We start from the raw sequence: 25,689 nt of genomic DNA, 5'->3' as shown, positions 1-25,689 counted from the left end.
AGGGTCCCGACCATGACTGTGTTCATGCCACGCCTCCGGCGCGGCGGGTCCTGGGGCTGTTGCTCCCGGTCTTCCCTCGTCGCTCCGGTCGCTTCGCTCCCTCCACTCCTCAGTCCAGACCGGGAGGCCCCATGACCGGGATCTCCCGGCGTCTGGTGCTCGGTTCGGTGGCGGGTGGGGCAGCGGTGTCGCTGCTCCCACCGTCACTGCACACCGCGATGGCGCAACCTGTGAGGCGTGGCGGTCTGCGCGCGATCGAGCACGTGATCGTGCTGATGCAGGAGAACCGCTCGTTCGACCACTACTACGGAGCGCTGCGCGGAATCCGCGGGTACGGCGACCGGCAGCCGCTGCGGCTGCGCAACGGTAAGAGCATCTTCCACCAGCCGAAGACGGGTGGCGGCGAGGTGCTCCCGTTCTCGCTCCGGAAGGCCGCCGCCGACGCGGGCCGCAACCCTGACGACATCCAGTACCTCGGCGCCCTGGCCCACGGGTTCGGCGACGCCACGCAGGCCTGGGCGGGAGGCTGGAACGACGACTGGGTGCAGGCCAAGACGGCCGCCACCATGACCCATTACGACCGCCGCGACATCCCGCTGCAGTACGAGCTCGCCGAGACGTTCACGATCTGCGACGCGTACCACTGCTCGGTCAACGGTTCGACCAACCCGAACCGCAACTACTTGTGGTCCGGCACCGTCGGCTACGAGCCCGGTACGACGCAGCGCGCGGTGACGAACGCGGCGTACGACTACGACCACAAGGGCTACGACTGGACGACGTACCCGGAACGGCTGGAGCAGGCCGGTGTCTCCTGGCAGATCTACCAGGAGTGGGACAACTTCACGGACAACGCGGTCGAGTACTTCAAGACGTTCAAGGAGATCGGGCACCGGATCCTCGAGAACGTGCCGGGCGGCTACCGGACGACCGAGGAGTTCTACGACAAGCTGTTCGCGAAGACGGAGGCCGAGCGGACCGTCGCGCTGCAGCAGTTGGACGCGGCGGTAGGAAAGCTCTCGGCCGCCGAGCAGGACCTGTTCCGCAAGGCGATGTATCGGTCCGAGCCGGAGTCGCTGGTGCCGCGGCTGCGCGCAGACATCAAGGCCGGCACGCTGCCGAAGGTGAGCTGGCTCGTCCCGTCCGCGGTCGACTCCGAGCACCCCGGTTCGTCGACGCCGGTCGGCAGCGCGAACCTGATCTACGACGTGCTCGACGCGATCGCTTCCGACCCGGAGACCTGGTCGAAGACCGTGCTGCTGATCAACTTCGACGAGAACGACGGGTACTTCGACCACGTCCCGCCGCCGGTCGCGCCGCAGCCTCCGTCGGGCGAGGGCGACGACTGGTATGCCGGGAAGCCGATCGGTCTCGGCCCCCGCGTCCCGATGACCGTGGTGTCACCGTGGACGGTCGGCGGTCACGTGAACTCGCAGGTCTTCGACCACACCTCGGTACTGCGGTTCCTCGAACTCTGGACCGGTGTCCGCGAGCCGAACATCAGCTCCTGGCGACGGACGGTCTGTGGTGACCTGACCTCGACGTTCGACTTCGACCGCAGCTACCGGCAGCCGTCCGTCGACAAGCCCGGCCCGGTCCCGGCGCCCATCAATCGCTGGCACCCGGCCCCGCCCACCGACCAGGCTGTCCCGCCGCAGGAGCCCGGTCGACGTCCCGCGCGCGCACTCCCTTACGGGCCTGCGGTTTCGGGGTCAGTGGCCGACGGCAAGATAATGCTTGCCCTCAGCAACCACGGCCCGCAGTCGGCGCATTTCGCGGTCTATCCGTACGGCGGTGAACTCCCGGCGCCGGCGCACTTCGACGTCCACCACACGCACGCGGACAAGACTCCGGGGGACACTCCGACCGTGGTCGCGATCCCTGTCGACGGTCCGTTCGAACTCGCGGTCCAGGGCCCGAACCGGTTCTGGGCGGAGATCGCCGGTTCGTCTGCCGGTCCTGCGGCGGGCCTCGACGTACGCATCGAGAACCGCGCCGGTGCCCTGCAGTTGCACCTGGTCAACGCCTCGAGGAAACCGCTGACCGTGAAGCTGAAGGCTCGTGGTTACGGCAGCAAGACCACGACGGTCGAGCTCCGCGGCAAGCAGTCCCGCCCGATGTTCTGGCCGACCGACGGCGGCTGGTACGACGTCGAGGTCACGACCCCCGACGACCCGACGTACCGCCGTCGCCTGTCCGGCCACCTGGAAACCGGCAAACCGAGCATCACCGGCTAAGGCGATCCGGTCGGTGACAGCCGGAGGACGGCGTCGGCGTGGTGCCGGGTGGTACCGACGAGGCGTGCGTTCGCCTCGTCGCTGCCGGTGGTCCGCGCCAGCGCCTCCTTCGGATCGCGGCCGTGCCGGACATGCCGGGCGGCGAGTCGTTCCCGGCGGACGGCCGGATCCAGCTCGACGAACCAGCATTCGTCCAGCAGCGGGCGAATCATTGCCCATGGCCCCTGATCGAGCAGCAGGTAGTTTCCTTCGGTCACGACCAGCCGGACGTCGTCCGCGATCGGAAGCGCGGCGGCGATCGGCTCCTCGAGGTCCCGGTCGAACCGCGGCGCCCAAACGGTCCGCCCGGAGGGTGCCCGCAGCCGGTCGAGAAGTGCGACGTACCCGTCGACGTCAAAGGTCTGCGGTGCTCCCTTGACCGGGACCAGGCCCAGCGCGTCCACTGCGGCGTGGGCCAGGTGGAATCCGTCCATCGGTACGAGTGCCACCGGATGACCTTCGGCCCGGAGGCCGCCGACCAGCTGTTCGGCGTACGTCGACTTGCCGGCGCCGGGGGGTCCCGCGAGACCGAGCAACGTCCGTCGTTCGCGCCGGACCAGCTCGACGGCCCGGGAGTGGGCGGCCGACTCATCCAGCTGTGGGATGCACGGTGTTCTCACGCGGGTGTGCTCCGATCCGGGCGGCTGTCGGCTGTCCGGCAGCCGCAGCTCTCGCGGTGCTCGATCTCGGCCGGCAGCCGTTCGATCCGCCGCGGTGCAAACGGGTCGGCCAGCCGGCGCAGCAGGAGCTGCACCGCTCGGGCTCCCATCGCGTGGAACGGCTGCGCCGCGGCGGTGAGTGCCGGGGACATCGCACTCGCCCACTCGAAATCGTCGAACGTCACCAGTGCCATGTCCTCCGGGATCCGGTGCCGGGTCTCCTTCAGCGCCAGCAACGCACCGATCGTCATCGCATTGTTCCCGCAGAACATCGCCGTTGGCGGGTCCGGCAGGTGCAGCAGCGAGATGACCCCGGCGCGCCCGCCGGCCACCGTCGAATGTGCGTCGACGATCAGGTCGTCGTCGACCGGGATCCCGGCGACGTCGTGCGCGCGCCGGTAGCCCTGCCGTCGCTCGTCCGTGGTGGACAGACCCGCGAGGCCGGCCAGCATCCCGATGCGGCGATGGCCGATCTCGATCAGATGCTCGACCAGAGCCGCCGCCACCGACTCGTTCTCGGTGCCGACCTGGTCGGTACGGACGTCACTCATCCGGTCGACCAGCACGAACGGCGTCTCGTGCTTGCGCAAGACCGGCAGGGTCGTTTCCTTCCAGCCCGGCGTCGGCGCGATGATCACCGCCTCGACGTTGTGGGCGAGCAGCGTGGCGACCGCGCTCGCCTCCAGCTGGGCGTCGTCGTGGGTGTCGCAGAGCAGCAGCGCGAAACCGGCCCGGCTCGCCTCCGACTCCACACCGGCGATGAGATCGCCGAAGTACGGGTTCGAGGCGCCGGTGATCGCCAGCCCGAGCGCACGTCCGGAGCGCTTCGACACGATCGGCGCCGGTGGGGCGTAGTCGAGGGCGTCGAGGGCGTGCCGGACCCGCTCGCGGGTGTCCGGAGCGACGTACCGCGTGCCGTTCAGGACATGGGAGACGGTGCTGATCGACACCTCGGCCAGCTTGGCCACGTCGACCAGCCGTGCACCTCGACGCGGGCCGGCCATGCGGGCATCGTCTCCGGGCGGAAACTTCCGCGCAATCTTTTGCGCAAATCGTTCCGTGCTCATCTGAGCAGTCCTAGGTTGTGCAGCACCGCAGGCCACCCGGCCGCGGGAGCGGGACGATCAGCACAGCAGGAGGCTCCGATGAAGTCCACCGGAATCCGGCGGTCGACCGCCGCCTTGTCCGCACTCGCGTGCGTCGGCGCACTGGTGCTCAGCGCCTGTACGACGACGAAGAAGTCAGGGCCCGGATCCGATGCGGGCGACAGTTCGGGGCCGGTCAAGGTCGGACTCGTCACCAAGACCGAGACCAACCCGTACTTCGTCAAACTGCGGGAGTCCGCCAAGGCCGCCGCCGAGGCGAAGGGGGGCAGCCTGATCGCACTGGCCGGCAAGTTCGACGGTGACAACGAGGGCCAGGTCACCGCGATCGAGAACCTCGTCCAGCAAGGTGTCAAAGGCATCCTGATCACCCCGAGCAACTCGGCCGGGGTACTGGGCGCGATCAAGCAGGCGCAGGACAAGGGCGTCGTGGTGATCGCGCTGGACACTCAGACCGAGCCCGCAGATGCCGTCGCGGCGACGTACGCGACCAACAACGAGAACGCCGGCAAGCTGATCGGGCAGTACGTCAAGGCGCGGCTCGGCGACACCAAACCGCAGCTGGTGATGATGGACCTCGACCCGAGCGCCAGCGTCGGCAAGCAGCGGCACAACGGCTTCCTCGAAGGTATGGGGCTGCCGCTGAACACCCCCGACATCATCGGCAGCGCGCTCACCCAGGGCGACCAGACCAAGGCACAGCAGGCGATGGAGAACCTGCTCCAGCGGGTCGGCGGCCAGGTGAACGCGGTCTACAACATCAACGAGCCGGCCGCCCGCGGTGCGTACCAGGCGCTGAAGGAGAAGGGCCTGACCGACAAGGTGCTCGTCGGCGCCATCGACGGCGGTTGCCAGGGTGTCCAGAACGTGAAGGACGGCCTGTTCGTCGGCACCGTGATGCAGTTCCCGAAGAAGATGGCCGAAGACGGCGTGAACGCGGTCTTCGACTACGCCCAGTCCGGCAAGAAGCCGTCCGGCTTCATCGACACCGGCGCGACCCTGATCACCGACAAGCCCGTCCCGGGGCTGGAGTCCAAGGACACCGCCTGGGGCGCGCAGAACTGCTGGGGCTGATGTCGATGTCCACCACGAAGTCCGGGACAACTGCCACCGTCGATACCGGCCGCCGGAGCGACTCGGTGCGCGCGCTGTTCGCCCGCAACCCGGTGCTCGGTCCGACCGCCGCGCTGCTCGTCGCGATCGTCTTCTTCTCGTTCGCCACGAGCACCTTCGCGAACGTCGACAACTTCTCCTTCATCGTCCAGCAGTCGATCGTCGTCGGCACCTTGGCACTCGGCCAGACTCTGGTGATCCTGACCAGCGGCATCGACCTGGCGAATGCGTCGATCGCCGTTTTCGGCACGCTGCTGATGACCCGGCTCGCCACCGGGCACCTGCCCGGCCCGGTGGCGATGATCGTGGCGATCGTCGCCTGCGCCGCGGTGGCGACGCTGTCCGGTCTCCTGGTGAGCCGGATCAAGCTGCCGCCGTTCATCGTCACCCTCGGCATGCTCGCGGTGATGACCGCGGTGACGAACCTCTACAGCAAAGGCACCACGTGGCCGGTGCCGGACGGTCTGCTGACCTGGCTCGGTACGTCGCTCTACTTGTTCGGCCGGGTCCAGTTCACCATGGGCATGGTGCTCGCCGCCGTGCTGTTCGCGGTGACCTGGTTCGTGCTGGCCAAGACCGGCTGGGGCCGGCATGTCTATGCCGTCGGCAACGAACCGGAAGCCGCCCGGCTGACCGGCATCCACATCGACCGCACCCTGGTGAGTGTGTACTTGGTCGCCGGTGTCATCTACGGTTTCGCGGCCTGGATGGCGCTCGGCCGCACCCCGACCGCCGACCCGAACGCCTACCAGACCGGCAACCTGGACAGCATCACCGCTGTCGTCATCGGCGGCACCAGCCTGTTCGGCGGCCGCGGCGGTGTTCTCGGCACGATCGTCGGCGCGCTGATCGTCGCGGTACTGCGCAGCGGTCTGACCCAGATGGGCATCGACTCGAACTACCAGAACCTCGCGACCGGCGTCCTGGTGATCGGGGCGGTCGCGTTCGACCAGGCGACCCGGAGGAGGAGCGCATGAGCGCCACAACAGTTGAGCGTGCGGCGATGCTGACCGGTCGTGGACTGGTCAAGCGGTACGGACACGTCACCGCGATCAATGGCGCCGACTTCGATCTGTACCCGGGGGAAGTGCTGGCGATCGTCGGTGACAACGGCGCCGGCAAGTCCAGCCTGATCAAGGCACTCACCGGTGCGCTGCAGCCGGACGCCGGAACCATCGAACTCGACGGCCGGCCGGTGCACTTCCACTCGCCCCTGGACGCGCGCCGAAGCGGTATCGAAACGGTGTACCAGACGCTGGCGGTGGCGCCCGCTCTGGACATCACGACCAATCTGTTCCTCGGCCGGGAGATCCGCAGGGACGGCCTGCTCGGCAAGCTCCGGATACTCGACCGCAAGGCGATGCGCACCGAGGCCCGCAACCAGCTGGATGCCCTGGGCATCGCGACGATCCAGGACATCACCCAGCCGGTGGAGAGCCTGTCCGGCGGTCAGCGGCAGGCGGTCGCGGTGGCCCGGGCGGCGATGTTCGGCAGCAAGGTCGTGATCATGGACGAGCCGACCGCCGCCCTCGGTGTCCGCGAGACCGCTCACGTCCTCGAGCTGATCAAGCGGATCAGCAATCGTGGCCTGCCGGTCGTGCTGATCTCGCACGACATGCCGGCGGTCTTCGAGGTGTCCGACCGGATCCACGTCCACCGGCTCGGTCGGCGGACCGGGGTGGTCGATCCGAAGAAGGTCTCGATGAGCGACGTGGTGTCGTTCATCACCGGCGCCGAGGAGATCCCGGACGAGGCGATCGCCTGGTGATCAGCGAGCGATGGCCGCTGTAGTCGCCTTGGTCACGGTGATCAGGTCGGCGGGGGACAGGCCGATGTCGAGGCCGCGCCGGCCGCCCGATACATAAACGGTCGGGTGGTCGGTGGCGGTGCTGTCGACGACTGTGGGCAGGGCGCGTTTCTGGCCGATCGGGCTGATGCCGCCCACGACGTACCCGGTGGTGCGCTCGGCGGCGGCCGGGTCGGCCATCACCGCCTTCTTCCCGCCGGCCGCGGCCGCGATCGCCTTCAGGTCGAGCTGCTTGTCGACCGGTACGACGCCGACCGTGAGCTTCCCGTCGACCTCGACGAGCAGCGTCTTGAACACCTGCTCCGGCGCCAGTCCGAGCGCCTCGGCGGCCTCCAGCCCGAACGACTTCGCCGCCGGGTCGTGCTCGTAGGCATGCGTCGTGAACTCGACCTTCGCCTTCGTCAACGCAACGGTAGCCGGCGTCCCTTGACTCTGCTTCTTCGCCACAGGGCGAGCTTAGTGAGAACGGTTGACGAGCCGGACGCAGCAGTGGCCTGGGGCAGGGGCGAGCTCAGCGTTGAACGCTGATTCGAGGCTGGTGAGGAGGCCGGCGACCAGGTGCAGGTTCATGCTGCAGACCAGTTGCGGGTGGTCCTTGGCGAGTCGCCGGAACGGGCAGTTGGCCAGCGCGATCCCGTCGTCCTCCGGCCGCGGCTCGAACCCGTGCGCCTCGAGCACCTGCACCAACACGTCCCCCTCGCCGCGCTCCCGAGCAGCTTGGCCCAGGGCCTCGCCGTACTCGTGCGCTCTTCGGTTGACTGCCTCGCGGGGGGTGAGGTCGGTGATTTCGGCGTCCTGGATGGCGGTGGCGAGGAGGTGGCCGGCGACGGCGTACTGGCGTTCGGGGAGGCTGATCTCGATCTCACGGTCGGAGCGGTGGTACAGCTTCGCGGGCCGTCCCGCGCCCGGGCCGGTGCGGCCGGTGCGGCGCTCGTAGCACGTGGCGAGCAGACCCTCTTCGGTCAGCTTGTCGAGATGGAACGCGACCGTGGTCCGCGGGAGCCCGAGCGCACTGGCGGCGTCGTCCCGGCTCACAGGCTCGGGCCGGCCGACGACGTACTCGTACAGCCGACGCCGGGTCGGCTCCTCGAGTACGGCGACCGCCTGAACGGCGGCGTCCCAGGACGTGTCCACGGAATGATTCTATCGACAACATCGGTTGGTAAAACAGTATGATGTCAGTTCGTTGATACCTCAGGGAGTGTGTAGATGGCGATCTCGGCCGACCTCGAGTCCGTCCCCCTCCATATCGTCGCGCGCCGGGAGGAGATCGACCTGCCCGCCGCGCAGCGGGCGGTCGCGGACCTGCTGACCGCGCTCGGGCGGGACCCGCAGAGCGCGCACCTGGCGGACACCCCGCGCCGGGTCGCGAACGCGTACGCCGAGATGCTGACGCCGCGGGAGTTCGAGCTGACCACCTTCCCGAACGACGAGGGGTACGACGAGCTCGTCCTGGCCAAGGACATCCCGGTGCAGTCGCTGTGCGAGCACCACCTGCTGCCGTTCCAGGGTGTCGCCCACGTCGGGTACCTGCCTGGCGACCGGATCCTCGGGCTCTCGAAGCTGGCCCGGGTGGTGGAGCTGTTCGCGCGCGACTTCCAGGTGCAGGAGCGGCTCACCAAGCAGGTCGCCGACTGGCTCAAGGACCACCTCGACCCGAAGGGCGTCGGCGTGGTGATCGAGGCCGAGCACCAGTGCATGTCGTTGCGCGGCGTACGCGCGGCAGGCTCGCGGACGGTCACGTCCTCGCTGCACGGGGTCCTTCGCGACAGCCCCAGTTCGCGGCAGGAGTTCTTCGCGCTGACCGGCCTCACCCCGTAAGGGCAGCCAGGCGAAGCTTTGAGTAGGTCGACTTGGTCAGGCCGACGCGGCGGCCGACGGGTGGTGGTGGGTGCGGCGACCGGTGGCCAGGATGTGCGTGAGCTCGCCGGGCAGGAGGTCGGTGCCCGGGACCGGTTCCATCTCGGAGACGTCCAGCCAGCGCACGACGGTGGCGCCGCAGTGGCCGTGAACGGCGAGGATGGAGTCCAGGTCCGGCCAGACGGCCGTCGACGGGTTCGCGCCGTGCCAGCGCAGGGCGACCGAGCCGTCGGTGAACACACAGCCTTCGGCGACGACGCCGGTTCCGGAAACCCCACTGATGTCGGTGTAGCGAACGAGTTCGAACGTCTGGGGTTTCACCGGTGACACCCCGTGTGGAGTGAGAGAGCTGCCATGATCCTTTCCCCGTAGCGGCGTGGTTGGGCTCTCGCCACAAACCGGGGACATTTACCGACTGTCAGCGGGGAAGGACGGTCTGTAGCGACTCATCTTCTCAAAACAAGCTAGAACCAAACCCCCGAACACGCCAGACCTGAATCCGCGTGTCTCAATCCTCGACCCGTGATCGAATACCACGGTGTTCCTGACGATTGGCACCGATCTGGCCGGAGTGGACGCGCCCGCAAGCGATTTCGGGTTCCTGTTGCACAAGAACCCGGCCCGTCCGCAGGCGATCGACGTCACCGGGGGATCGGCCCATGTCTTCTACCCGGAGGCGACCGGCGAGCGCTGTACGGCGGCGGTGCTGCTCGACATCGACCCGATCGGCCTGGTGAAGGCCGGCCGCGGCAAGGCGGCCGAAGGCTTCACCCTCGGGCAGTACGTCAACGACCGCCCGTACGCCGCCTCCAGCCTGCTCGCCGTCGCGCTCGGAAAACTCTTCCGTACGGCGATGAACGGCCGCTGCGACGCCCGCCCGGATCTCGCCGCGCGCCCGATCCCGCTCGAGATCCACGTCCCGGCGCTCCCGTGCAACGGCGGCGCCGACCTCGCCGAGCGGTTCTTCGCGCCCCTCGGCTGGACCGTCGACGCCCGTCCGGTGCCGCTCGATCCGCAGATCCCGGCGTGGGGTGATTCGCGGTACGTCGACCTGCGGCTGACCGGCGTACTGCGGCTGGCCGACGCACTCAAGCACTTGTACGTGATGCTCCCGGTCCTCGATGACGCCAAGCACTACTGGGTCGGGTCGGACGAGGTGGACAAACTCGTCCGCGCCGGCGAGGGCTGGCTGGCCGCGCATCCCGAGAAGGATCTGATCTCGCGCCGCTACCTCGCGCACCGGCGCTACCTGGCGGACGCTGTCCTCGAACGGCTGGCTGAGGTGGACGGGGTCGAACTGCCGGAGGAGGGCGCAGAGGACGGTCCAGGCGAGGGCTCGGTGTCGTTGGCCGTTGAGCGGCGTACGACGGTGGCCGGCGTACTGCGGGAGCTCGGTGCTCGCCGGATCGCGGACATCGGCTGTGGTGAGGGTGCGCTCGTCGGCGAGCTGCTGAAGGACCCGATGATCGGCGAGCTGATCGCGACCGACGTGTCGGCGCGGGCGCTGATCGCGGCCAAGCGGCGGTTGCACTACGACGACCTGCCGGATCGCCAGCGGGACCGGCTGACGTTCCTGCAGTCGTCGGTCACGTACGCCGACGAACGGCTTGCCGGGCTCGATGCCGTCGTACTGATGGAGGTCGTCGAGCACGTCGACCCGCCACGACTGCCGGCCTTGGCGGACTCGGTCTTCCGCGCGGCACGCCCTGCCGCGGTGGTCGTCACCACCCCGAACAGCGAGTACAACGTGCGCTTCCCGTCCCTCCCGGCCGGCAATTTCCGCCATCCCGACCACCGCTTCGAGTGGACCCGCGCGGAGTTCCGGACCTGGTCGCAGCAGGTCGCGGACCGCTTCGGCTACACCGTGCAGTTCCGGCCTGTCGGCGCCGAGGACCCTGAGGTGGGACCGCCGACCCAGCTCGCACTGTTCCGCCGGGAGGAGGCTCGATGACGATCGACGTACCAGCTCTGTGTCTGATCGTGCTGGTCGGTGCCAGCGGCTCCGGCAAGTCGACGTTCGCGCGCAAGCACTTCCTGGCCACCGAGGTGATCTCGAGCGACTTCTGCCGCGGGCTCGTCTCGGACGACGAGAACGACCAGGCCGCGACGAAGGACGCCTTCGAGGTGCTCAACTTCATCGCCGGGAAGCGACTGGCCGCCGGGCGGTTGACGGTCATCGACGCCACCAACGTGCAGCCGGAGGCCCGCAAGGAGCTCGTGAACCTGGCCCGCGAGTACGACGTACTTCCGGTCGCGATCGTGCTCGACCCGCCGGAGCGCGTGTGTGTCGAGCGGAACGAGCAGCGGTCCGACCGGCAGTTCGGGTCGAAGGTCATCGCCCGGCAGCGCTCGCAGCTGAAGCGTGGCCTGCGCAGCCTCAAGCGTGAAGGCTTCCGGACGGTTCACGTGCTGGACAGCGTCGAGGAGATCGATGCCGTCAGCATCGAACGGACGCGGCTGTACAACGACCTCACCGACCAGAACGGCCCGTTCGACATCATCGGCGACGTGCACGGGTGCCGTCCCGAACTGGAGCGGCTGCTCACCGATCTCGGGTACACGCTGACCCGCGACGACGCCGGACGGCCGGTCGACGCCGTCCACCCGGACCGGCGGGCGATCTTCGTCGGTGACCTCGTCGACCGCGGTCCCGACTCTCCCGGTGTACTCCGGCTCGTGATGGGAATGGTTGCGGCCGGCAACGCTTATTGCGTCCCCGGCAATCACGAGGACAAGTTGCTGCGTGCGCTGCGGGGCAAGAACGTGAAGATCAGCCACGGCCTCGAGACCACGCTGGAGCAGCTGGCCGCTGAGCCTCCGGAGTTCCGCGACGAGGTCATGGCGTTCATCGACGGACTGATCTCGCACTACGTGTTCGACGGCGGCAAGCTCGTCGTGTCGCACGCCGGCCTCGTCGAACGGATGCACGGTCGTACGTCGGGCCGCGTCCGCTCGTTCTGCCTGTACGGCGAGACGACGGGGGAGACCGACGAGTTCGGGCTGCCGGTGCGGTACCCGTGGGCGAAGGACTACCGCGGTCGCGCGACGGTCGTCTACGGCCACACGCCTACGCCCGAGCCGGAGTGGATCAACAACACGATCTGCCTCGACACGGGCTGCGTCTTCGGCGGATCGCTGACCGCCCTGCGCTATCCCGAGCGGGAGCTGGTGGCGGTGAAAGCGGCCGAGGAGTACTACGCGCCGGCGAAACCGTTGCATGTGGCAACGGCACCGGCGCGCGAGCCCGACGTACTCGAGCTGACCGACGTGACCGGTCGCCGCGTGATCGAGACCGCTTCCCACGGACGGCTGAGCATCCGGGCCGAGCAGGCCGGCGCGGCGCTGGAGGTGATGAGCCGGTTCGCGATCGATCCGCGGTTCCTGCTGTACCTGCCGCCGACGATGAGCCCGGTCGCGACCTCGCCGGAGCCGGGGCTGTTGGAGCACCCGCGGCAGGCGTTCGAGACGTTCCGGGGCCAGGGCGTCACCGAGCTGGTGTGCGAGGAGAAGCACATGGGTTCGCGGGCGGTCGTGCTGCTGACGCGGGACGACGACGTGGCCGAGAAGCGGTTCGGTCTGGCCGGCCGCGGCGCGATCCACACTCGCACCGGGCGGTCGTTCTTCGACGCGGAGCTGACCGACGAGCTACTGCTCCGGCTGCGTGCTGTCGCGTCTGCTGCTGGTGTCTTCGACGAACTCGACACGTCCTGGCTGCTGCTCGACGCCGAGCTGCTGCCGTGGAGCGCCAAGGCCGGGGACCTCCTCCGGAATCAGTACGCCGCCGTCGGAGCGGCCGCCCGTACGTCGTTGCCCGCAGCGACCGCTGCGCTCCGTGCCGCCCAGGCCACCGGCCTCGACGTCGGCGATCTGCTGGCGTCGGCCGAGCGCCGTACGGCGAATGCGGAGCGGTTCACCGCGGCGTACCGACGGTACTGCTGGCCGACCGATGGGCTCGACGGGGTGCGTATCGCGCCGTTCCAGGTGCTTGCGTCCGAAGGGGCGACGTACCAGGAACGGCCGCACGCATGGCACCTGGGCGTTGCGGACCGGATGGTTGCCGCGGGCCCGGAGTTGATCACGCAGACCCGGCGGCTGTTCGTGGACGCGGACAACTGGGACGCCGGGATCGCGTGGTGGGAGGAGCTGACCGGGGCAGGCGGAGAGGGCATGGTGGTGAAGCCGGCCGCGAACCTGACCCGCACGGCGAAGGGCCTGGCCCAGCCGGGGCTGAAGGTGCGCGGGCAGGAGTACCTGCGGCTCATCTACGGCCCCGACTACACCGAGCCCGAGAACTTCACCCGCCTCCGCGACCGCAACCTCGGCCACAAACGCTCCCTGGCGCTCCGCGAGTACGCCCTCGGCCTGGAGTCCCTGGACCGCGCCGCCCGCGGAGAACCCCTGTGGCGCATCCATGAATGCGTCTTCGCCGTACTGGCCCTCGAATCCGAACCGATCGACCCCCGCCTCTGAATCACCAGGCTGGATTCATCGGCGTCGACGCACGACCAGGACGGTGATCACACCGACCACGAGCATCGTCGCGGGCAGCGCCATGGGCACGACGAGCGGGTCGTTGTTGATCAGGAGCGCGTTGCCGAAGGCAGTCGGGGCGAGGCCGATCACGACAGGGATCACCGCGCGCCGGTCGCCACGATGCACGACGTGCAGGACCAGCGGCGTGAGCAACCATGAGCCGAGCAGGAGCAAGAAGGTGAGTTCGGCGGCGTCGAAGCTGAGCCCGGCACCGTTGTCCATCAGCCAGCCGAAACTGCCGACGGCGAGCGCCACGACGGCGACCGCCGCAGGTGACCATCGCAGACCGGTACGTAGGTCGAGTGTCCCTCGCGCGACGGCCAGAGCGAGGTAACAAGCGATCACGACAAGCTCGGCGCTCGCGGCCGCGAGGACGACCTCCCACGGCTCTGGTGCGCGTCCGACCCCGACCTCGTCCGCCGACGGCGGGCAGGCGTGGTCCTGACACGGAATCCTCTCCGGCGGAACCACGAGGTAGGCAACGTAGAGCAGCGGAATGCTGAGAAAGCTCACCGCCGCCGTCACGTGGAACAAGTTGCCGGGGCGCCTCGGCGGCGGGCGGCGGAGATCGAGTTGCTGGGCGGACACAAGGAACACGATCTCGCCGCGGAGGGCCATCGGGCGCGGTCGAGAAGGTCACTCGTTCCGCCGGCCGAGGACTTGAGCTCAATCGCGGCGGCGGACGATGACGACGACCACCGTGGACACGACGAGCATTACGCCCGGCAGCGCGCCTGCTGGGTAGTCCTGGACCAACATCGCATTGCAGACCGCTGTCGGTGCCAGACCGATCACGACCAGGATCACCGCACCCCGGTCGCCGCGATGAACGCCGTACAAGACCAGCGGAGTGAGCAGCCACCCGGCGAACAGCAGCAGGAACCCGGGCGCGACGGAGTCGAGACCGTTCAGATCGCCGCCGTCCATCATCCAGCCGAAGCCTCCGACGGCGAGGGCGACGACCGCGACCGCGGCCGGTGACCAGCGGAGGCCGGTGCGCAGGTCGAGCGTCCGGCGGGCCGCTGCGAGTGCGAGGTAGCCGCCGATCGCCACGAGCTCCACGAGTGCCGTCACGAGGATGAGGTACGGCGGATCGAGCGCGCTCCCGACAGAGTCGACGCTCGGGGGACAGGGCTCGCCGCCCGCTGTTCGGTGGCAGGACTCGAACTCGGGCGAGGGCCACCACTCGTAGACCGCCCAGAGCACGAGCAGGGTCAGGAAGCTCACAGCGGCGGTGACGCGGAACAGGCTGCCGGCGGGCTTGGCGGGTCGACGGCGGAGATCGGTGAGTGTGGCGGTCACGGAGACACGATGCCGCTGCAGAGGGCCACCGGATCGTGACGGGGCGGATCGTTTCCGGGGTGTAAACGTCTTGGGTTGGGGGTTGGCAAGGTGTGACATTGCACTTAGGGTCTGTGCAATGTCACACGGTACAGAGAACCTTGGGCTGAGCGTGGAGCTGACCGGAGGGTTGCTGCACGACTGGCAGCGGCGGAACCGGCAGGCGACGATCCCGCACGCGATCACGGAGCTGCGCAAGGCCGGGAACCTGGAGAATCTCCGGCGACTGGCCGATCCGTCGGTCGGGCCGTACCGCGGGCGGTACCCGTTCCTGGACACCGATCTCTACAAGACGCTGGAGGGTCTCGCCTACGAGGTCGATCGCGACGGTGCGGTAGACGGGGCGCCGGCCGGAGCGCGGGAGTTCTTCGACGAGGTCGTCGAACTGCTCGAGCAGGCGCAGGCCGACGACGGGTACCTGAACTCGTACTTCCAGGACCCGGAACAGCCCAAACAGCCCTGGTCGGACCTCGGCTGGGGCCACGAGCTCTACAACCTCGGCCACCTCATCCAGGCGGCCGTCGCGGCGCAGCGTCGATTGTCCGATGGAAGATTGCTGACAATCGCCCGGCGCTTCGCTGATCTCGTCGTCGACAAGTACGGCGAACACGGCGAGGAGGTTGTCGACGGGCATCCCGAGGTCGAGATGGCGCTCGTCGAGCTTTATCGTGAAACCGGCGACGAGGACTACCTCACCCAGGCGCGGCTGTTCGTCGACCGGCGTGGTCGGGGGAAGCTCAAGCACACGATCTTCCCGGGCGAGTACTTCCAGGACCACGTCCCGTTCCGCGAGCTTCCGTCCGTCACCGGTCACGCCGTACGGATGGCGTATCTCGCGGCGGGCGCGGCCGACGTCCACCTGGAGACCGGCGACCCGACGCTGCTGGCAGCGCTGGAGCGGCTGTGGGACGACATGGTCGCGACCAAGCTGTACCTCACCGGCGGGCTCGGCAGCCGGCACTCCGACGAGGCGATCGGCGACCGGTACGAGCTGCCGTCCGAGCGTGCGTACGCCGAGACGTGTGCGGCGATCGCGACGATGCAGTGGGCGTGGCGGATGTTCCGCGCCACCGGCAAGGCGTCGTACCTCGACGTGTACGAGACCGTGCTCTACAACGCTTATGCCGTAGGGCTTTCGGCCGACGGTACGGCGTTCTTCTACGACAACCCGTTGCAGCGCCGTCCGGACCACGAGCAGCGCTCCGGGATGGAGGATGGCGGGGAACTGCTCCGGCGCGCGTGGTTCGGCTGTCCCTGCTGCCCGCCGAACATCATCCGCTGGATGTCCGAACTCCAGGACCACGTCGCGCTGCACCGCGACAACACGTTGTACGTCGGCATCTACGCCGACGCCCGCATCACCGCGGGTGAACTCACGGTCAAGGTCGCCACCAACTATCCGTGGGACGGCGAGATCACGCTGACCGTCGAGCACGCACCGGCGGAGGAGCGGGCGATCGCCCTACGCATCCCGCGGTGGGCGGCAGGCGCCGACCTGACCGCGCCCGCTGCGGCCGGCGTCGCTGAAGCAGGCGAGGTCGGCGAGGAGCGGATCGCGGCGGTGGAAGGCTGGGCCGTTGTCCGGCGGACGTTCGCTGCCGGCGACGTCCTGCGGCTGACGTTGCCGATGGCACCGAGAGCGCACGGATCGCACCCGTACCTCGACGCGACCCGAGGCGCGATCGCCGTCGCCCGCGGACCGCTGGTCTATTGCGTCGAGCAACAAGATGCCGCCGTACCGGTCGACGACCTGCTGCTCACGCCGGCCGCCGTTACCAAGGCGATCGCGCGGCAGCAGGACGACCATGTCGTCCTCGAACTGACCGCCGGTGTCGCGCCGGCGCCGCCTCCCGAGCTCTATCCCGTGCTCCCTCCCGTGCTCCCTCCCGTGCTCCCTCCCGTGCTCCCTCCCGTGCTTACAGAACAGACCCCAGGATCCGCCATCGACGAGGTACCGGTGACGTTCGTGCCGTACTTCCTCTGGGGAAACCGTCAGGCCCTGGCCATGCGTGTGTGGCTGCGAACCGAAAGAGACGACCGATGAAGAGAACTTCCATGCTGGTGGGGCTCGTGGCATCCGCCGCGCTCGCACTGACCGCGTGCGGCGGCGGTGCCTCCGGCGCCAAAGGTGAATCCGCCGGGCCCGGCGCCAAGGCCGCGCAGGGCGGCACACTCCAGGTGCTGGCGAACGCGGCCTTCTCGCACCTCGACCCGGCCCGCGGTTTCGACGGCGGCGTCAACAACTTCTACCGGCTGATCTACCGCACGCTCACCACCCAGGGCGCCGCACCGGGCGCCGACGGCACCAAGATCGTGCCGGACCTCGCCACCGACACGGGCAAGCCGTCCGACGGCGGCAAGACCTGGACGTTCACGCTGAAGGACGGCCTGTTCTTCGAGACCGGTGCGCCGATCACGAGTGCCGACGTGAAGTGGGGTGTCTCGCGTGCGTGGGACCCGGAGATCGGCATCGGCTCGCCGTACGCGAAGCAGCTGATCGAGGCGCCCGCGTCGTACCAAGGCCCCTACAAGTCGGGTGACCTGGCGACGATCGCGACGCCGGACGCGAAGACGATCGTGTTCCACCTGAAGAAGCCGTACGCCGACTTCGGCAGCGTGGTCGCGCAGAACACGTTCACGCCGGTCCCGAAGGGCCAGGGCGCGGGCAACGCGCTGGACAGCAAGCCGATCGCGTCGGGTCCGTACAAGGTGTCCGAGTACAAGCCGGGCGCGTCGCTCAAGGTGGTCCGCAACGACAAGTGGGACAAGAAGACCGACGACGTACGGTCGGCGAACCCGGATGCGTTCCAGTGGACGTTCGGCCTCGACCCGGCGACGATCGACGAGCGGATGATCGCCGGCCAGGGCACGGACGCCGACGCGATCGCCGGCACCATCCAGGCCGCTTCGGTCGCGCGCATCCAGACGCCGCAGCTCAAGGAGCGCACGATGAGCGGTCTCGGCGGCTGCACGACGTACATGGGGCTGAACACCACGAAGAAGCCGCTGGACAACGTGAAGGTGCGGCAGGCGATCAACCTCGCGGTGAACAAGCAGACCGTCCGGGACGCGGTCGGCGGATCGACCCTCGCCGAGATCGCCACCAGCATCCAGCCGCCTACCATCGCCGGCCGGGTGGACTACGACCCGTACCCGAGCCCGGACCACAAGGGTGACGTCGACGGCGCCCGCAAGCTGCTCACCGAGGCCGGTTTCGCCAATGGCTTCACGATGACGCTCGACACCCGCGCGCAACCCAAGATGCAGGCGATGGCGGTCGCGATCCAGCAGGCGCTCGAGCCGCTGAAGATCACCGTGAAGATCAACACCATCGACACCGCGACGTACTACGAGGTCATCGGTACGACGTCGCAGCAGCACGACGCGGCCATCACCGGCTGGTGCCCGGACTGGCCGTCCGGCGCGACCTTCCTGCCGCCGCTGTTCGACGGCCGCAACATCACCCCGAAGGGCAACAGCAACCTGGCGCAGCTGAACGACCCGGGCGTGAACGCGAAGATCGACGAGATCGCCAAGCTGACCGATGTCCAGGCGGCGAACAAGGCGTACGGCGAACTGGACAAGCAGATCATGGCGCTGGCGCCGGTCGTCCCGCTGCTGTACGAGAAGGTCCTGATGCTTGTCGGCAGCAACATCGGCGGCGCCTACCTGCACGACGGGTTCTCGGGCGGTATCGACCTGGTGTCGGTCGGATTGAAGGACGCCGGGAAGTGACAACCAGTCCGGCTCTCGTCGAGGTCGAGGAGGCGGTGCCGTCGTCGGCACCGCCCACCTCGGGCCGGCGGATCCTCACCGCGGTCACGCGGGACAAGGGCGCGCTGGCGTGCCTGGTGTTCCTCGCGATCGTGGTTCTGATGGCAGTGGCCGCGCCGCTGATCACCAACCTCAGCGGCTGGGGGCCGTACCAGTTCGACTCGGCGGCGATCAACTCCGACCTCGGCGGCGTACCGCACGGTTCGCTCGGCGGGATCAGCGGCTCGCACTGGTTCGGCGTCGAGCCGCAGAACGGCCGCGACCTGTTCGCGCGGATCGTGTACGGCGCGCGCGTGTCGATCACGATCTCGCTGTCGGCGACCCTGCTGACCGGGATCCTCGGCGTCGTGCTCGGCATGCTCGCCGGGTTCTACCGCGGCTGGGTCGACCAGGTGATCTCCCGGCTGATGGACTTCCTGATGGCGTTCCCGGCGCTGATCTTCATGATCGCGATCCTGTCGTCGCTGCCGTCCGGGAACCGGCCGGTGCTGCTGGTTGTAGTGATCAGCGCGTTCGGCTGGCCGTACCTGGCGCGGGTGATCCGCGGCCAGACGATGACGCTGGCGAACCGTGAGTTCGTCGAGGCGGCGCGAGCGTCCGGGGCGAAGGACTCCCAGGTGGTGTTCCGGGAGATCCTGCCCAACCTGCGCGGCTCGATCGTCGTGATGACGACGCTCGCGATCCCCGGCTACATCGGCACCGAGGCGGGCCTGTCCTTCCTCGGCGTCGGTGTCTCGCCGCCGACGGCGTCCTGGGGCCAGATGATCTCGAGCTCGGTGAGCTGGTACTCGGTGGACCCGATGTTCTTCGCGATCCCCGGCCTGTTCCTGTTCCTCACGGTGCTGTCGCTGACCGTCCTCGGCGACAAGATCCGCACCCTGATCGACCAAGGAGAAGCAGCATGATGCGCTACGTCCTGGGCCGGCTCGGGGGCGTCATACTGATCCTGCTGGCCGTCTGCCTGTTCACGTACCTGATCTTCTTCAAGCTCTCGCCGGATCCCGCGGTGATGATCTGCGGGAAGACGTGTACGCCGGAGCGCATCGACTCGATCCGCGACGTGCTCGGGCTCAACCAGCCACTCCTGACGCAGTTCTGGGACTTCCTGAGCGGGATCTTCGTGGGTCGCGACTACGGCTCGGTGCACTGCTCGGCGCCGTGTCTCGGGTACAGCTTCCAAACCAACGAGTCGGTGTGGAGCATGATCACCGCGCGCCTTCCGGTGAGCATCACGGTCGCGGTCGGTGCCGCCGTACTCTGGCTGCTCGTCGGCGTGATCGGTGGTCTGGTCAGCGCGGTCAAGCAGGGCACGTGGTGGGACCGCTCCGCGATGGGCCTCGCACTCGGCGGGGTAAGCGTGCCGAACTACGTGCTCGCGCTGGTGCTGCAGTACGTGCTCGTTGTGAAGCTGCAGTTGCTGCCGTTCCCGTCGGCGGTGCCGTTCGCGGACGACCCGCTGCTGTGGCTCGAGTCGTACCTGATGCCGTGGGTCGTGCTCGCTGTCGGCTACGCCTGTCTGTACGCACGGCTGACCCGAAGCAATGTCATCGACACGCTGGCTGAGAACTACTACCGGACCGCGCGCGCCAAGGGATTGAGCGGCGCGCTCATCATGCGCCGGCATGCGTTGCGACCCGCGCTGACGCCGATCACCACGATCTTCGGGATGGACTTCGCCGGACTGCTCGGCGGCGCGCTGATCACCGAGACCGTGTTCGGGCTGAACGGGATCGGGAAGATGGCCGCCGACTCGATCGCGAAGAACGACCAGCCGGTGATCATGGCGGTCACCCTGCTCGCCGCCTTCTTCGTTGTCATCGGCAACGTTGTGGTCGACCTGCTGTACACGGCACTGGATCCACGGGTACGGGTGGTGTCATCGTGAGTGGCGAATTGTTCGTTGTCGACAATCTGACTGTCACTTTGCCGACCAGCCGTGGGCCGGTGGACGTGGTGAAGAACGTGTCGTTCACGGTCGGCCGGGACGAGACGGTCGGGATCGTCGGCGAGTCCGGGTCGGGCAAGTCGATGACCGCCCTCGCCGTACTCGGGCTGTTGCCGCGTGGCGCCCGTACGTCGGGCAGCGTCCGGCTGGACGGCGCCGAGTTGCTCGGGCGCTCTGACCGCGACCTCAGATCCGTGCGTGGCAATGCGATCTCGATGGTGTTCCAGGACCCGCTGTCGTCGCTGAATCCCTACTACACCGTTGGTCTGCAGATCGAGGAGATGTACCGGACCCATCGCGGTGGAACGCGGCGGGCCGCCCGGCGGGTCGCGATCGAGGCGCTGGAGCGGGTGCACATCCCGGATGCGGCGCGGCGGGTCGACCACTACCCGCATCAGTTCTCAGGCGGCATGCGGCAACGGGTGATGATCGCGATGGCGCTGTGCTGTTCGCCGTCGTTGCTGATCGCGGACGAGCCGACGACCGCGCTCGACGTGACCGTCCAGGCGCAGATCCTGGAGCTGCTCGGCGAACTGCAGTCGACGACCGGGACCGGGATGATGTTCATCACCCACGACCTCGCGGTGATCAGTTCGATCGCCCAGCGGGTGCTGGTGATGCAGGCGGGTGATCCGGTCGAGTACGGGACCGCGGAGCAGGTGTTCTCGGATCCCCGGCACGAGTACACGCGGATGCTCCTGGACGCCGTACCGCGGATCGATGACGAGGTGCTCTCATGACACTGTTGCAGGTGCGCGGGGTGACGAAGGAGTTCGTCACCCGGGGCGAAGGGACGATGGCTCGCAAGTCGGTGTTCACGGCGGTCGACGACGTGAGCTTCGAGGTCGAGCTCGGCGAGACGCTCGCGATCGTGGGGGAGTCGGGCAGCGGCAAGTCCACGACCGCGCGGATCGCGGCCCGGTTGCTCGAGCCGACCGCCGGTACGGTCGTGTTCGACGGGCAGGACGTGACGAGGGCCAGGGGCAAGGAGCTGGCCTCGTTCCGGAACAACGTGCAGGTGGTGTTCCAGGATCCGTTCTCGTCGCTGAACCCGCGGTACACGGTCGAGCGGATCATCACCGCGCCGCTGACGTACCAGGGGATCACGCCGAAGGGCGGGCGGCGGGCGTTCACGCAGGAGCTGATGGAGCGGGTCGGTCTGAACCCGGACCACTGCCGGCGGTACCCGGCGCAGTTCTCCGGCGGCCAGGCGCAGCGGATCGGGATCGCCCGGGCGCTCGCGGTGAACCCGAAGCTGGTGATCTGCGACGAGGCGGTGTCGGCGCTCGACGTGTCGATCCAGGCGCAGGTGCTGGAGCTGCTCATGCGGCTGCAGCGGGAGAGCGGGTTCAGCTACGTCTTCATCGCGCACGACCTGGCCGTCGTACGGCAGATCTCGCAGCGGGTCGCCGTGATGAACCGGGGCAGAATCGTCGAGGTAGGGACACGGGACCAGGTGTTCGGGGATCCTCAGGACGAGTACACGAAGACGCTGCTGGCCGCCGTACCGCGGATCAACCCGGAATGGGACGCCAGACGCAGGGGGAAGAGAGCTTCATGATCAGCTACACGATTCCTGGCATGCACGTTCGTGAGCACGAGCTTTCCGTGCCGCTCGACTGGTCGGACCCGGGGGAGTCGATCACCGTGTTCGCGCGGGAGTTGGTCGACCCGACGCGGAAGGACGAGGACCTGCCGTGCCTGCTGCACCTCCAGGGCGGGCCCGGCGGGAGGGGGCCGCGGCCGACCGGGGTGTCGGGGTGGATCGAGCACGCGCTGAAGAACTACCGGATCGTGCTGATGGACCAGCGGGGCACGGGCCGGAGTACGCCGGTCAGCGGGCAGCGGATGGCGTCGATGTCGGCCGAGGAAGGCGCCGACTACCTGGCGTGTTTCCGGGCGGATTCGATCATCTCGGACGCCGAGGAACTGCGGAACAAGGTCTTCGGCGGCCGCCGCTGGTCGACGCTCGGCCAGAGCTACGGCGGTTTCCTCACCCTCACCTACTTGTCCAAGGCGCCGGATGCCTTGACCGCGTGCTACGTGACCGGTGGGCTCGCGTCGATCGACCCGTCGGCGGCCGAGGTGTACCGGCGGACCTATCCGCGGGTGGCGGCCAAGAACCGGGAGTTCTACCGGCGGTACCCGCACAACGTGGAGCGGGTCGGCCGGATCGCGGACCGGCTGGCGGAGTCCGACGTACGCCTCCCGGACGGCGATCGGCTGACGGTACGCCGGTTGCAGTCGCTCGGGATCGACTTCGGGATGAAACCCGGGTACGAGCGCATCCACTGGCTGATCGACGAGGCCTTCGACGGCGACGAGCTGTCCGACGGCTTCCTCGGCCAGGTGCTGGGATTGTCGTCGTACCTCGCGGAACCGCTGTTCGCCGCGCTGCAGGAAAGCATCTACGGATCCGGTGACGGGGCGACCGGGTGGGCGGCCGAGGCGGAGCGGGCGCGGCATCCGGAGTTCGCCGAGGAGGCGCGGCCGCTGCTGTTCACCGGCGAGATGATGTACCCCTGGATGTTCGAGGAGATCCGCGGGTTGCGGCCGTTCCAGGGCGCGGTCGAGGTGCTGGCACAGCGGCCGCGGTGGCCGGAGCTGTATGACCTGGAGCGGCTCGCCGCGAACGACGTACCGGTGGCGGCCGCGGTTTATTTCGACGACATGTACGTCGACTCGGGGCTGCAGTTGGACACCGCGCGCCGGGTCGGCAACGTGCAGGCGTGGGTGACGAACGAGTACGAGCACGACGGGTTGAGCACGAAGCGGGTCTTCGAGCGGCTCACCGAGCTGGTCGCCTCCATCGGGGGTGGCATCCCGAATCCCGCCTGACCGGTGCTTCACAATAGGCGGCGACCCAGGAGGTGAACCATGGCTGCCGATTCGATCGGGCCGCTGCCGAGCGTACGGCGGCTGGCGCAACGCGAGAACCTGCGCGACAGCGTCGCCAACGCACTGCGGGCGGCGGTGATCTCCGGCGAGCTGAAGCCGGGGGAGGTGTACTCGGCGCCGACGCTCGGCGCGCGGTTCGGTGTCTCCGCGACACCGGTCCGTGAGGCGATGCTGGACCTGGTCCGCGAGGGTCTGGTGATCTCGCTGCGCAACAAGGGCTTCCGGGTCACCGACGTGTCCGACGAGGACCTCGACAACCTGGCGGCGCTACGCCAGCTGATCGAGCCGCCGACGATCCGGGACGTCGTACCGACGATCCCCGCGAAGGACTACCCGCGGCTGCGGCGGCTGGCCGAGGACATCGTGGTGGCGGCTCAGGCGGGCGACCTGATCGCGTACATCGAGGCCGACCGGGTCTTCCACGTGACGCTGCTCGCGTACTCCGGCAATCAGAAGCTCGTCGACGTCGTGTCGGACCTGCGCTCGCAGACGCGCCTGCTGGGCCTGACCCCGCTGGTCGAGAGCGGCCGCCTGGTCCCGTCGGCTGCCGAACACCACGAACTGCTGGACCTCGTAGAGGCCGGCGACGGCGAGGGCGCCGAGCAACTGATGCGCCGCCACATCGGCCACGTCCGAGGCCTGTGGGCCCGCAACTCCACCGCCGGGTAGGCGCGCAAAGCCGCAGCCCAAGCAGCCAGTGCCCCGAGATTCGTTGCTACCAGCAACGATTCGATCGGCGGCCCTGACCTGCAATGTTCCAGGGCGTCCGCGGAGCCAGATTCGATTTGGTCTGATCGAACAGGTGTTCTAATATAGGCGCATGAGAGGGATGCCGATGACCCAACTCGGCGGCGACCACCAGGTCCCCGCCGAACCGGCCGCGCCCTCTGCGGCAGGGATCCTCTCCACGCCGAGTCCGTCCGGGCCGGCTCCTGGCCAGGCGGCCACGATCGCCTCCACGCCCGGTGGGTCCGTCAGCCGGTCTCCATGGAGCGGTTGGGATGACGAGCCGCTCGCCGATGACTACGTGCCGGACGACCTTGTCTACCCAACCGATCCCGAGCTCCCCGGCGGCCCGGCGGTCATCGCTGAGCAGGACCAGTTGGACGCCGAACTCGACGAGCTGCTGGGCCGGAACCGGTACTCCCGTGTCGATGAGTTCGAGTGGCAGGAGTGGGACGGGGTCGAGCGGGACGCCGCGGAGCGGGAGATGCTGCGCCGGGAGGCGCCGGCCTGGGTATTCCTGCCGCCCGGCGGTGCGCTGGCAGTCGCGTTGGAGGTGACCCGGCCGGAGGCGATGTCGCCGATGGCGCTGATCGAGTTGATGAAGGCCGCGGACCGGCTGATCAGCTGGGGCGAGGCGATCAAGACCAGTGCGACGGCATCGTTCGTCCGGCAGCGCCGCGCCGAACACCGCGAAGCGCCCCGCCCGACCCAGCTCGATTCCAAGGGCCGCCCGGTCGACCCGGAGCGGTCCTGGCACGGCGAGATCGCGCTGGCACTCGGCCTGTCCCCCAACACCGTGGGGCGACGGGTCGACACCGCGCTGCGGCTCACCTCGACCCTGTCGGCCACCTATTCGGGCCTGCGCTGCGGCGCCCTGACCTGGGGCAAGGCGCTTGCGATCTGCGAGGCCACCAGCGACCTGCCCGATGACGCGGCCCGGGCGGTGCAGGCGCATGTGCTGAAGCGTGCCGCGAAGCAGACCCATCGCAACCTGCTGGAGTCGCTGCGCCGCCAGGTCGCCAAACACACCACCGCGCAAGCGGCCGACGATCACCGCGCCGCGGTGGCCGAGCGGACCTGCAAGATCGTCCCGCTGGCCGACGGCATGGCCGGGTTGTGGATCGTGCACACCGCCGACAAGATCCAGCAGATGTGGGTCACCCTCCAAGCCATGACCACCCTCGCCAAACGCAGCACCCCCACCACCAACCCCACCACCGACGAAGCCGCGCCCGCAGCCGGCCCCATCCCCGACACCACCACCGACGTAGCCGCGCCCGCAGCCGGCCCCACCACCAACCCCACCGCCGACCCTGACGCCGGTGCGCTCGTGGATCCCGGACCGCCTACGCCGGCGGCCGCGAGCCCAGGACCCCCGGGCGCCAGACCCGATCCCGATCCGGCCACCCCCGACGACAGCACCACCGGCACCGCCAGTGCAGGTTTGAATGCGCGTGCTGATTCGGGTGCCGGTGCTGGCCGGGATATTGGCGCGGGCGCGGGCGCTGATGCGAGCGCGGGTGTTGACGTGGGTGCCGGTGCTGGCCGGGATATTGGTGCGGGCGCGGGCGCTGATGCGAGCGCGGGTGTTGACGTGGGTGCCGGTGCTGGCCGGGATATTGGTGCGGGCGCGGGCGCTGATGCGAGCGCGGGT

The 25,689-nt window shown here is 68.7% G+C and carries 23 protein-coding genes; 16 read left to right on the top strand and 7 right to left on the bottom strand.

Annotated elements, in window-relative coordinates:
* Positions 1-131: 131 nt before the first annotated feature.
* Complete coding sequence (locus EV137_RS08190) at positions 132-2,237, top strand: phosphocholine-specific phospholipase C (RefSeq protein ID WP_134127559.1); 2,106 nt, start codon at positions 132-134, stop codon at positions 2,235-2,237.
* Here EV137_RS08190 and EV137_RS08185 read toward each other — a convergent pair.
* Complete coding sequence (locus EV137_RS08185) at positions 2,234-2,896, bottom strand: nucleoside/nucleotide kinase family protein (RefSeq protein ID WP_238175165.1); 663 nt, start codon at positions 2,894-2,896, stop codon at positions 2,234-2,236. The genes EV137_RS08190 and EV137_RS08185 overlap by 4 nt on opposite strands.
* Positions 2,893-3,939: a LacI family DNA-binding transcriptional regulator gene (locus EV137_RS08180; RefSeq protein WP_133999459.1), complete on the bottom strand. Its 1,047-nt coding sequence runs from the start codon at positions 3,937-3,939 to the stop codon at positions 2,893-2,895. The genes EV137_RS08185 and EV137_RS08180 overlap by 4 nt, the downstream gene beginning before the upstream one ends.
* Positions 3,940-4,080: 141 nt before the next feature.
* Between EV137_RS08180 and EV137_RS08175 the strand changes: the two genes are divergently transcribed.
* Genes EV137_RS08175 through EV137_RS08165 form a run of 3 tightly spaced genes read left to right on the top strand, consistent with a single transcriptional unit; the run spans position 4,081 to position 6,919 of the window.
* On the top strand, positions 4,081-5,112 hold the full coding sequence (locus EV137_RS08175; RefSeq protein ID WP_134127557.1) for a substrate-binding domain-containing protein: 1,032 nt from the start codon (positions 4,081-4,083) through the stop codon (positions 5,110-5,112).
* A gap of 5 nt (positions 5,113-5,117) precedes the next feature.
* Positions 5,118-6,128, top strand: a complete 1,011-nt coding sequence (locus EV137_RS08170; RefSeq protein WP_133999453.1) for an ABC transporter permease — start codon at positions 5,118-5,120, stop codon at positions 6,126-6,128.
* Entirely contained in the window at positions 6,125-6,919 is a 795-nt protein-coding gene (locus tag EV137_RS08165) for an ATP-binding cassette domain-containing protein (protein WP_134127555.1), read from the top strand. Before EV137_RS08170 ends, EV137_RS08165 begins: the two co-directional genes overlap by 4 nt.
* Here the strand turns inward: EV137_RS08165 and ybaK are convergent, their stop codons facing one another.
* Positions 6,920-7,405 carry a Cys-tRNA(Pro) deacylase gene (ybaK, locus tag EV137_RS08160; RefSeq protein WP_134127553.1) on the bottom strand — a complete coding sequence of 162 codons (486 nt, stop codon included), beginning with the start codon at positions 7,403-7,405 and terminating at the stop codon, positions 6,920-6,922. It lies immediately after the preceding gene.
* A gap of 9 nt (positions 7,406-7,414) precedes the next feature.
* The gene (locus EV137_RS08155; protein WP_134127551.1) at positions 7,415-8,092 is read right to left on the bottom strand and encodes a helix-turn-helix transcriptional regulator; all 678 of its coding nucleotides are present in this window, start codon (positions 8,090-8,092) and stop codon (positions 7,415-7,417) included.
* A gap of 75 nt (positions 8,093-8,167) precedes the next feature.
* On the opposite strand from EV137_RS08155, the gene folE reads away from it, so the two are divergent.
* On the top strand, positions 8,168-8,779 hold the full coding sequence (folE, locus tag EV137_RS08150) for a GTP cyclohydrolase I FolE (RefSeq protein WP_133999441.1): 612 nt from the start codon (positions 8,168-8,170) through the stop codon (positions 8,777-8,779).
* 36 nt (positions 8,780-8,815) lie between these two features.
* On the opposite strand, the gene EV137_RS08145 is transcribed toward folE, so the two are convergent.
* On the bottom strand, positions 8,816-9,139 hold the full coding sequence (locus EV137_RS08145) for a hypothetical protein (RefSeq protein ID WP_130380407.1): 324 nt from the start codon (positions 9,137-9,139) through the stop codon (positions 8,816-8,818).
* Positions 9,140-9,356: 217 nt separating this feature from the next.
* Between EV137_RS08145 and EV137_RS08140 the strand changes: the two genes are divergently transcribed.
* Together EV137_RS08140 and EV137_RS08135 are read left to right on the top strand one after the other, a co-directional pair.
* On the top strand, positions 9,357-10,769 hold the full coding sequence (locus tag EV137_RS08140) for a 3' terminal RNA ribose 2'-O-methyltransferase Hen1 (RefSeq protein WP_134127549.1): 1,413 nt from the start codon (positions 9,357-9,359) through the stop codon (positions 10,767-10,769).
* Positions 10,766-13,288 (top strand): polynucleotide kinase-phosphatase, encoded by a 2,523-nt coding sequence (locus EV137_RS08135; protein ID WP_134127547.1) that lies wholly within the window; start codon positions 10,766-10,768, stop codon positions 13,286-13,288. The genes EV137_RS08140 and EV137_RS08135 overlap by 4 nt, the downstream gene beginning before the upstream one ends.
* A gap of 15 nt (positions 13,289-13,303) precedes the next feature.
* Here the strand turns inward: EV137_RS08135 and EV137_RS08130 are convergent, their stop codons facing one another.
* Together EV137_RS08130 and EV137_RS08125 are read right to left on the bottom strand one after the other, a co-directional pair.
* Complete coding sequence (locus EV137_RS08130; RefSeq protein WP_133999432.1) at positions 13,304-13,969, bottom strand: hypothetical protein; 666 nt, start codon at positions 13,967-13,969, stop codon at positions 13,304-13,306.
* Between the two features lie 48 nt (positions 13,970-14,017).
* Positions 14,018-14,653 (bottom strand): hypothetical protein, encoded by a 636-nt coding sequence (locus EV137_RS08125; protein ID WP_134127543.1) that lies wholly within the window; start codon positions 14,651-14,653, stop codon positions 14,018-14,020.
* Positions 14,654-14,771: 118 nt separating this feature from the next.
* Between EV137_RS08125 and EV137_RS08120 the strand changes: the two genes are divergently transcribed.
* The 9 genes from EV137_RS08120 to EV137_RS08080 form a co-directional block, all read left to right on the top strand.
* Positions 14,772-16,736 carry a glycoside hydrolase family 127 protein gene (locus EV137_RS08120; RefSeq protein WP_134127542.1) on the top strand — a complete coding sequence of 655 codons (1,965 nt, stop codon included), beginning with the start codon at positions 14,772-14,774 and terminating at the stop codon, positions 16,734-16,736.
* On the top strand, positions 16,733-18,427 hold the full coding sequence (locus tag EV137_RS08115) for an ABC transporter substrate-binding protein (protein ID WP_238175164.1): 1,695 nt from the start codon (positions 16,733-16,735) through the stop codon (positions 18,425-18,427). The genes EV137_RS08120 and EV137_RS08115 overlap by 4 nt, the downstream gene beginning before the upstream one ends.
* Positions 18,424-19,371 (top strand): ABC transporter permease, encoded by a 948-nt coding sequence (locus tag EV137_RS08110; RefSeq protein ID WP_134127540.1) that lies wholly within the window; start codon positions 18,424-18,426, stop codon positions 19,369-19,371. Before EV137_RS08115 ends, EV137_RS08110 begins: the two co-directional genes overlap by 4 nt.
* On the top strand, positions 19,368-20,351 hold the full coding sequence (locus tag EV137_RS08105; RefSeq protein WP_134127538.1) for an ABC transporter permease: 984 nt from the start codon (positions 19,368-19,370) through the stop codon (positions 20,349-20,351). The genes EV137_RS08110 and EV137_RS08105 overlap by 4 nt, the downstream gene beginning before the upstream one ends.
* On the top strand, positions 20,348-21,151 hold the full coding sequence (locus tag EV137_RS08100; protein WP_134127536.1) for an ABC transporter ATP-binding protein: 804 nt from the start codon (positions 20,348-20,350) through the stop codon (positions 21,149-21,151). Before EV137_RS08105 ends, EV137_RS08100 begins: the two co-directional genes overlap by 4 nt.
* A complete protein-coding gene (locus tag EV137_RS08095; RefSeq protein ID WP_134127535.1) occupies positions 21,148-21,972 on the top strand; it encodes an ATP-binding cassette domain-containing protein in 825 nt (274 codons plus the stop codon). Before EV137_RS08100 ends, EV137_RS08095 begins: the two co-directional genes overlap by 4 nt.
* Before the next feature lie 20 nt (positions 21,973-21,992).
* The gene (locus tag EV137_RS08090; protein ID WP_238175163.1) at positions 21,993-23,249 is read left to right on the top strand and encodes an alpha/beta fold hydrolase; all 1,257 of its coding nucleotides are present in this window, start codon (positions 21,993-21,995) and stop codon (positions 23,247-23,249) included.
* Positions 23,250-23,288: 39 nt separating this feature from the next.
* On the top strand, positions 23,289-23,978 hold the full coding sequence (locus EV137_RS08085) for a GntR family transcriptional regulator (protein ID WP_134127531.1): 690 nt from the start codon (positions 23,289-23,291) through the stop codon (positions 23,976-23,978).
* Positions 23,979-24,129: 151 nt separating this feature from the next.
* Positions 24,130-25,689 (top strand): DUF222 domain-containing protein (locus tag EV137_RS08080; protein WP_134127529.1); only part of this gene is annotated, 1,560 nt, incomplete at its 3' end.

The organism is Kribbella pratensis (assembly GCF_004366075.1).
Classification (GTDB): Bacteria; Actinomycetota; Actinomycetes; order Propionibacteriales; family Kribbellaceae; genus Kribbella; species Kribbella pratensis.
The sequence above is the reverse complement of the archived record's forward strand: the minus strand, read 5'-3'. Positions and strand labels throughout refer to the sequence as shown.

Coding starts and splice junctions, on each gene's coding strand:
- EV137_RS08190 (WP_134127559.1), top strand. CDS start 132: ATGACCGGGATCTCCCGGCGTCTGGTGCTCGGTTCGGTGGCGGGTGGG.
- EV137_RS08180 (WP_133999459.1), bottom strand. CDS start 3,939: ATGGCCGGCCCGCGTCGAGGTGCACGGCTGGTCGACGTGGCCAAGCTG.
- EV137_RS08175 (WP_134127557.1), top strand. CDS start 4,081: ATGAAGTCCACCGGAATCCGGCGGTCGACCGCCGCCTTGTCCGCACTC.
- EV137_RS08170 (WP_133999453.1), top strand. CDS start 5,118: ATGTCCACCACGAAGTCCGGGACAACTGCCACCGTCGATACCGGCCGC.
- EV137_RS08165 (WP_134127555.1), top strand. CDS start 6,125: ATGAGCGCCACAACAGTTGAGCGTGCGGCGATGCTGACCGGTCGTGGA.
- folE (WP_133999441.1), top strand. CDS start 8,168: ATGGCGATCTCGGCCGACCTCGAGTCCGTCCCCCTCCATATCGTCGCG.
- EV137_RS08135 (WP_134127547.1), top strand. CDS start 10,766: ATGACGATCGACGTACCAGCTCTGTGTCTGATCGTGCTGGTCGGTGCC.
- EV137_RS08130 (WP_133999432.1), bottom strand. CDS start 13,969: ATGGCCCTCCGCGGCGAGATCGTGTTCCTTGTGTCCGCCCAGCAACTC.
- EV137_RS08120 (WP_134127542.1), top strand. CDS start 14,772: ATGTCACACGGTACAGAGAACCTTGGGCTGAGCGTGGAGCTGACCGGA.
- EV137_RS08115 (WP_238175164.1), top strand. CDS start 16,733: ATGAAGAGAACTTCCATGCTGGTGGGGCTCGTGGCATCCGCCGCGCTC.
- EV137_RS08105 (WP_134127538.1), top strand. CDS start 19,368: ATGATGCGCTACGTCCTGGGCCGGCTCGGGGGCGTCATACTGATCCTG.
- EV137_RS08095 (WP_134127535.1), top strand. CDS start 21,148: ATGACACTGTTGCAGGTGCGCGGGGTGACGAAGGAGTTCGTCACCCGG.
- EV137_RS08090 (WP_238175163.1), top strand. CDS start 21,993: ATGCACGTTCGTGAGCACGAGCTTTCCGTGCCGCTCGACTGGTCGGAC.
- EV137_RS08085 (WP_134127531.1), top strand. CDS start 23,289: ATGGCTGCCGATTCGATCGGGCCGCTGCCGAGCGTACGGCGGCTGGCG.